At 56.1% G+C, this 7,158-nt stretch carries 5 protein-coding genes and 1 pseudogene; all 6 read right to left on the reverse strand.

The genetic code is table 11. The features are described from left to right. Nucleotides 1-1,656, reverse strand: a 1,656-nt coding sequence (locus AXE65_RS01590; protein ID WP_068387081.1) for an ABC transporter ATP-binding protein, incomplete at its 3' end; no start/stop codon positions are given. Next, a complete protein-coding gene (locus AXE65_RS01595) occupies nucleotides 1,653-2,624 on the reverse strand; it encodes an ABC transporter permease (RefSeq protein ID WP_068387085.1) in 972 nt (323 codons plus the stop codon). The genes AXE65_RS01590 and AXE65_RS01595, both read right to left, overlap by 4 nt. A gap of 3 nt (nucleotides 2,625-2,627) precedes the next feature. Beyond that, nucleotides 2,628-3,593: an ABC transporter permease gene (locus tag AXE65_RS01600; RefSeq protein ID WP_068387088.1), complete on the reverse strand. Its 966-nt coding sequence runs from the start codon at nucleotides 3,591-3,593 to the stop codon at nucleotides 2,628-2,630. Nucleotides 3,594-3,598: 5 nt separating this feature from the next. After that, nucleotides 3,599-5,266, reverse strand: coding sequence for an ABC transporter substrate-binding protein (locus tag AXE65_RS01605; RefSeq protein ID WP_079213992.1), 1,668 nt, complete (start codon nucleotides 5,264-5,266; stop codon nucleotides 3,599-3,601). A 108-nt stretch (nucleotides 5,267-5,374) separates the two neighbouring features. Beyond that, nucleotides 5,375-5,989, reverse strand: a complete 615-nt coding sequence (locus AXE65_RS14255; RefSeq protein WP_275574850.1) for an ABC transporter substrate-binding protein — start codon at nucleotides 5,987-5,989, stop codon at nucleotides 5,375-5,377. Between the two features lie 41 nt (nucleotides 5,990-6,030). Beyond that, nucleotides 6,031-7,050, reverse strand: a pseudogene (locus tag AXE65_RS14260) (ABC transporter substrate-binding protein); the annotation flags it as partial. Nucleotides 7,051-7,158 lie beyond the last annotated feature (108 nt).

The following is a 7,158-nucleotide window of genomic DNA, read 5'->3' on the forward strand; positions in this document are numbered from 1 at the left end:
CTGGATTAACCGCTGCGTGTAAGGATGCTGCGGGTTTTCCAGCACTGCCGCACGCGGGCCGATTTCGACGATTTCACCCAGATACATCACGGCAATGCGGTGACTGATGCGTTCAACCAGTGCCATATCGTGCGAGATAAAAAGCAGTGCAATGCCAAGGTCTTCCTGCAAATCCAGCAGCAGATTGACCACTTGCGCCTTAACCGACACATCCAGCGCGGAAACCGCTTCATCGGCAATCAAAATCTGTGGGGACAGCATCAGGGCGCGTGCGATACAAAGCCGCTGGCGCTGCCCACCGGAAAACTCATGCGGATAGCGTTCCAGCATGGCAGGCGACAGGCCGACTTGTTCCATCAGCTCTATCGCGCGTTGTTGCGCCGCCGAACGATTACCCAAAGCGTGCGCCAAAAACGGTTCCATCAACGCCTGCCCCACGCGCATTCTTGGGTTCAGGCTGGCGAGTGGGTCTTGTGGAATCATCTGGATTTGGCAGCGGCGTTTTCGTAATTCGCGGCCATTTAGAGCAAGCCACTGTTCGCCAGCCACGCGCACACTGCCGCTCGCGGCTAGCAAACGGGTAATGGCTTTGCCGCTGGTGGATTTGCCGCAGCCGGATTCGCCGACCAGTGACAGGGTTTCACCGGCACAGAGTGTGAACGACAGATTTTCCACCGCATGCACCCGAGCCTTGGGACGGCTTAATAAACCGCCGCGCAACTCAAAACGGACGCACAATCCGTTCACTTCCAGCAGTGTTTTGCTTGGCTCTGGCCTGCGGGTTAGCGGCTGTGGCGAATGCGTTTCGCCCGTTGCCAAATCAATCTCGGCAAAGCGCTTAGGTGCAGCTTCGCCGCGCATGCTGCCCAGCACCGGCACGCTTTCGAGCAGGGCGCGGGTATAGATGGCCTTCGGCGCATGGAATAACGCTGAGGAAGCGCCGTATTCAACGGTTTTACCCCGCCAGAGCACCAGCACTTCATCGGCCATTTCAGCGACCAGCGCCATATCGTGGGTGATAAAGAGCATTGCCATACCGAACTCATCCTGCAAATCCTTCAGCAGGTCGAGGATTTCACTTTGTACGGTGACATCCAACGCAGTGGTCGGTTCGTCGGCGATAAGCAGCTTTGGGCGCAACGCGAGTGCCATCGCAATCATCACGCGCTGGCGCATGCCGCCGGAAAACGCATGGGGAAAATCATCCATGCGCTGCGCCGCCGAGGGAATGCGCACCCGTTCGAGCAGGCGGACGGCTTCCTGCCGCGCTTCTCGGCATGACAGTGCTCGGTGCGCACGCAGCGCTTCGACAATCTGCTCGCCAACCGGATACAGCGGGTGCAGGCTGGTCATCGGTTCCTGAAAAATCATCGCTGCGCACTGGCCGCGGATGCGGCGGTTTAATCCGGCCTCATCCATTGCCAACAGATTGTGGCCGTCCAGCCGGATTTCGCCACTGAGCTTGCTGGTTGCGCCGTCGAGCAGGCGCATGATGGAAAGCGCTGTGACGCTTTTGCCAGAGCCGGATTCGCCGACCAGCGCCAAGGTTTTGCCCGCTTCAATCGATAGGGATAAATCCTCGACCACCGGCACAAATCGCCCGCCCGCGCCCAAAAAGGCAACATTTAAGCCACGGATTTGGAGAATTTCATTCACCGGCGGCGCATCCTTGGGTCAATCCACAAGCACAACAAATCCACCAAGGCATTGGCAATCACCACAAAAAATGCCGCGTACAGGACGCTTGCCATAATCATCGGCAAGTCCAGCACTTTGAGCGCCTGCCAGGTCAGCCGCCCTACCCCGTTAATGCCAAAGACCACCTCGGTCAGTACCGCTGCGCCGCCAACCAGTACGCCAAAATCCATGCCGAACATAATCACAATCGGGATAACCGCGCTGCGCGTGGCGTGTTTAAGCAGCACTCGCCGCGTGGACAAGCCTTTGGCACGCGCGGTACGAATGTAGTCTTCCTGCAGGGTTTCGATAATGCCGGTTTTCAGCATGCGCCCGTACAAGCCGATATAGAGCAGCGCCAGTGTCAACCAAGGCAGCAGCAGGGATTTAAACCAAAGCGCCGGATTTTCGCTAAGCGGCACGTAGCCCAGCGGCGGTACCCAAGAGAACAACCAAGTGTCGTGCAGGCGGCTTTGGCTGATGAGATTAACCATCTCGCCGACCCAAAAGACCGGCATGGCAACCGCCATCATGGAAAAGCCCATCAGCACCCTATCCAGCCAGCGACCATGCCAAATCGCCGCAAGAATACCGACCAGCATGGCTCCCAGCATCCAAAAAACCGCAGCGCCCAGCACCAGCGATAAGGTCGCCGGAGCCGCCGCGCGAATGGCCGGAATAATCTGCTGGCCACGATTGGCGAAGGAGGTTAAATCCTGCGTAATAAACAGGCGCTGCATCATCTTGGCGTATTGCACGTAAAGCGGCCGGTCGAGGCCAAAATCGCGGCGCACTGCCTCCAAGGTTTCCTGTGCGGCGTTGCGACCGGCGATACGCGCGGCCGGGTCGGCGGCGGGGGTGGCGAAAAAAATCGCAAAACAAATCACCGACAGGCCGAACATCACCAGCAACATGCGCAGCAAACGAGCCAATACCGTCGCCATCATGGCTTAGCGGCCTCTTGCCGATTTGGGGTCGAGCACATCGCGCAGCACGTCGCCCAGCAGATTAAGCAGCAGCACGGTCAGCATAATGGCAAGCCCCGGCGCAAGTGCGACCATCGGCCGTGCATAGAGCAGGCTCTGCCCGTCCTGCAAAATCGTGCCCCAACTCGCCGCCGGCGGTTGCACGCCGACGGAAAGGAACGACAGCGAGCTTTCAATCACGATATTGAGCGCAAGCAGCATCGGCGCAAAGACAATCAAGGTGCCGGCCACATTGGGCAGGATATGCCGCAGTAGAATGCGCAGCGGGGAAAGCCCCAAGCCTTGCGCGGCCTGCACAAATTCGCTGTGCTTAAGGGCAAGCACCTTGCCGCGAATGGGGCGACTAACGTAAGGCACATAGACCAGCCCGATAATCAAAATCGGCACCAGCAGGCTGCTCGATGAGATTTCCCAACCGCCGATGGAAAAGCTCTGGTTAATCATCACGATAGACAGCGAAATGGCGAGCAGATAGACCGGAAACGCCCAGACAATATCCATCAGATTGGACAAAACGCCATCCACCGCGCCGCCTAAAAAACCTGAACTGATGCCAATCAGCGCGGCAATGGTAAGGCACAATAAGGTGGCACTTCCGGCAATCAGCAATGAATTGCGCCCGCCGTATAAAAGCCGCGCGGCGACATCACGCCCCTGTGCATCCGCGCCCAATAAATACGCCCCGCGCCAAGTCGGGCCAATCGGCGTAACGCCAAGTCCCAAACCTTCGGTAGTCGGCTGCATCACCGCCACACGCTTGCCGTCGATAAGGATTTTTTTTGAAAGCCCCGGGCGAAACGGGTCTGTGCCGGAAACATACTTGGCATAAAGCGGCGCAAGCAGGGTTGCGCTGACAATGAGCAGCAGTCCGGCCAAGGCAAACAGCGCCGCCTTGCGGCGCAACAGTCCGCCCAAGCTATTCGATGGCATCGGCTTTATTGCACCCAGGCACTGCCAAACAGCCAGTGAAACTGTAGGGAAAACTGGTAATTACCCAAGCGCTGCGAGACCAAATCGACATTCTTCGGGGTAAACAGCGGCACGGCTGGGGCAAGCTGCATGGTGTCACGGTCAATCCTCTGCCATTCCAGCACGGCGGCTGCTGGATTGGTGACGGCCAGTTGCATGGCGGCTTTCATCCGCTTATCGAGGGTGTTGTCACAAAAGCCGGACATATTGACCGACGAATCCGATCCCGGGGTAAAGCTGTCGCAGCCAAACAACACGTGCAGGAAGTTCGATGGTGCGGGATAGTCCTGATACCACTGGCTGACCGAAATTTGCACTTTGTTGTTACTGTTTTGGATATAGGTGAACTGAATGTCGCCGGAAAGCGACTGCAACGCCGCGTCATAACCCAAATCGCTCAGCACGCTTTGCAAGTAAGTGCCAACGGCGCGGGAACTCACCGAATCATCACTGACTACGGTGATTTTTTGCCCCGCCGTGCCGGAGGCTTTCACCAGCGCACGGGCTTTGTCCATATCCGGCGCACTCCAAGGCTCGCCGGGGTTTTCCGTGTAAGCGCAGTTATCGCTATGCCCGGGCATGCCCGGCGGCAAAATGCTGCATACCGGCGAGGCCAGCGCCGAGCCGCCAAACAGGGCGACCAAGGCATCACGATCAACTGCGTAATTAAGCGCTTGCCGCACGCGCACGTCATTAAAGGGCGGCAGGTTGACATTAAGCGGCGCGTACCACCAAGCAATCAACGGCGAGACACGTAGTTGCTGCGGATGACTGGCGCTCAGTTCCGCCAGCCGCCCGCTCGGTACCGGCTCGTAAAACCAGTCCGCCTGCCCGTTTAAAACCGCATTCACCGCTGATTCTTCGGTGCCGCCAAAGCGGTATTCAACGCGGTCGGGATAGCCCTTGGGTTGGGCTTGCCTGTTCCATTCTTGAAAATACGGGTTGCGCACCAGCGTTAGCGAGGCATTTGGGTCATAGCTTTCAAACGCATAGCTGCCAGTGCCGGGGATGGGCTGGTTGCCCATGTCCTGTGCGGGCGTATCGGCGGGCAGAATGGCGGCGTGCGGCACAGCGAGTTTGTAGAGAAATTCGGCATCCGGCTGGGTTAGGTTGATGGTGACGCTGCTCGTCTTGGCATCCACCACTACGCCGCCTTCCAACGTACAAGTGGCCGGTTCTGCCAAGCATTGTTCCGCACCGACAATACCGTTATAAAAGCTGCCCGAAGTCGGGCTTAGCACTTTAAAAATCCGCTGCAAGGAAGCCTTTACATCATCCACGGTCAGCATTTTGCCGTTGGAGAAGGCAATGCCTTGGCGCAGTTTGAAGTGGTAACTGAGGCCATCGGCGGAAACCTGTGGCATGGCCTCGGCAAGGTCGGGTACTAGTTGCGTGCCTTCTTCACCGGCGGCTTTTTTAAATGCCATCAACCCGTCATAGCTGTAGTTGTAGAGCATCCAATAACGCGCGGTGTAGTTGATGTGCGGGTCGAGCGTGCCTTCTGAGGAAACGCCCAAAAGCCGCATGGTGCCACCGTAGTGCACCGGCTCGTCCGCAGCAGCGCTGGCCGCATGGACGCAAAACAGCGCGAACAGCGCAGGCAATAAACGGGAGGATTTTTGTAGGTTGTGCATTATGACTGCTCCACTCGTTAGTTTTTTTGTGCTGTGCCGGGCGCGTTACTCTGCCAGCAAGACGGCTCGGCGACAAGTCTTGCCGTTTTTTATCGACCAACCCGGCGCTTACTTGACCCAGGAATTGCTCAGCAACCAACGGTAGCGGCTGGAAAACTGGTAGTTGCCGACACGCTTTGAAATCAGGTCGATATGTTTGGGGGTAAACAACGGAACCACCGGCGCAAGTTTCATCATATCGCGGTCGATACGCCCCCATTCCTGATGGGCAGCGAGCTCATCGGTAACGGCGAGACGCATGGCGGCCTTCATTCGATGATCCAATGACTTATCACAAAATCCCGACATATTCACCGAGGAATCCGAACCCGTGGTAAAGCTGTCACAGCCAAACAGCACGTGCAAGAAGTTCGATGGTGCGGGATAGTCCTGATACCACTGGGTAACGGAAATCTGCACCTTGTTGTTGCTGTTTTGGATATAGGTGAACTGAATATCGCCGGAAATTGACTGCAACGCCGCGTCATAACCCAAATCGGTCAATACGCTTTGCAGATAAGCACCCACAGCACGCGATGTCACCGAGTCTTCACTGACCACCGTGACTTTTTGCCCACGCGTACCGGGTGCCTCCACAAAAGCACGCGCTTTATCCATATCCGGCGCACTCCACTGTTCACCCGGGTTAAGCGTGTAATCGCAATACGGCCTATGGCCGGGCATATACGGCGGCAGAATGGTGAAACCGGTGCTGCCAGCGCTGCACCACCAAACAGCGCAACCAGAGCATCACGGTCAACCGCATAGTTAAGCGCCTGCCGCACACGCACATCATCAAAAGGCGGCAAATTGACGTTAAGCGGTGCGTACCACCAAGCATTCATTGATGATAGGTGCAGTTGCTTGGGGTAATTAACGCTCAGTTCCGCCAGCCTGCCTACCGGTACCGGTTCATACATGCCGTCCACCTGCCCGTTCAAAATGGCGTTGACGGCGGACTCTTCTGTTCCCCCAAAACGGTATTCGATACGATCTGGATAGCCTTTGGGCTGTGCCTGCCTGCTCCACTCCCTAAAATGCGGATTGCGCACCAAAGTCAACCTCGCGTTCGGGTCGTAGTGCTCAAATTGATAAGTGCCGGTACCCGCGATGGGCTGGTTGCCCATATCGTGTGAAGGCGTATCAGCAAGCACAATCACCGCATGCGGCACGGCGAGTTTGTAGAGAAATTCAGCATCTGGTTGCATCAGGTTAATAGTCACGCTATTGCTGTCGGCATCCACCACTACTCCGCCTTCTAACGTGCAAGTGGCAGGCTCTGCCAAGCATTGTTCCGCGCCAACAATGTCGTTATAAAAACTGCCGGAAGTCGGGCCGAATACTTTAAAAATCCGTCGAAAAGAAGCGAGCACGTCTTCTACGGAAAGTTCTTTGCCATTGGAAAACTTAATTCCTTGGCGCAGCTTAAATCGATAACTTAAGCCGTCACTTGAAATATCCGGCATTCGCTCGGCTAAATCGGGGACGACTTGCACGCTTGCGGCGCCGCCTACTTTGTTAAATGTCACCAGCCCATCATGGGTGTAGGCATAGAACGGCCAATTCAGCGAGCTGTAATTGATATGCGGGTCGAGTGTTCCATCGGAAGCGACCGCCAGCAGCCTTAGCGTGCCGCCATAGTGGGATGAGTGATCAGGCTGCTCACTCAATGCAGCCGGTATCCAGAGCAAGGCCAGTAAAGCCAAAAATCTGCGAAGGGATGTGGCTTTTTGTTGTTTTTCCATGTTTTTATCCTTTTTTATTTTGGGTCTTAGGAAGCAAACATGTTTTTATGGCATGATAACTTCCTGATATGACTGGTAAAAATAGGTACTTCAAACGTTCGAAAATCA

Source organism: Ventosimonas gracilis (genome assembly GCF_001580025.1).
Lineage (GTDB): Bacteria > Pseudomonadota > Gammaproteobacteria > Pseudomonadales > Pseudomonadaceae > Ventosimonas > Ventosimonas gracilis.

Excerpts from the sequence above, each read along its gene's own strand:
- AXE65_RS01595 (WP_068387085.1), bottom strand. The coding sequence starts at position 2,624 with ATGATGGCGACGGTATTGGCTCGTTTGCTGCGCATGTTGCTGGTGATG.
- AXE65_RS01600 (WP_068387088.1), bottom strand. The coding sequence starts at position 3,593 with ATGCCATCGAATAGCTTGGGCGGACTGTTGCGCCGCAAGGCGGCGCTG.
- AXE65_RS01605 (WP_079213992.1), bottom strand. The coding sequence starts at position 5,266 with ATGCACAACCTACAAAAATCCTCCCGTTTATTGCCTGCGCTGTTCGCG.
- AXE65_RS14255 (WP_275574850.1), bottom strand. The coding sequence starts at position 5,989 with ATGCCCGGCCATAGGCCGTATTGCGATTACACGCTTAACCCGGGTGAA.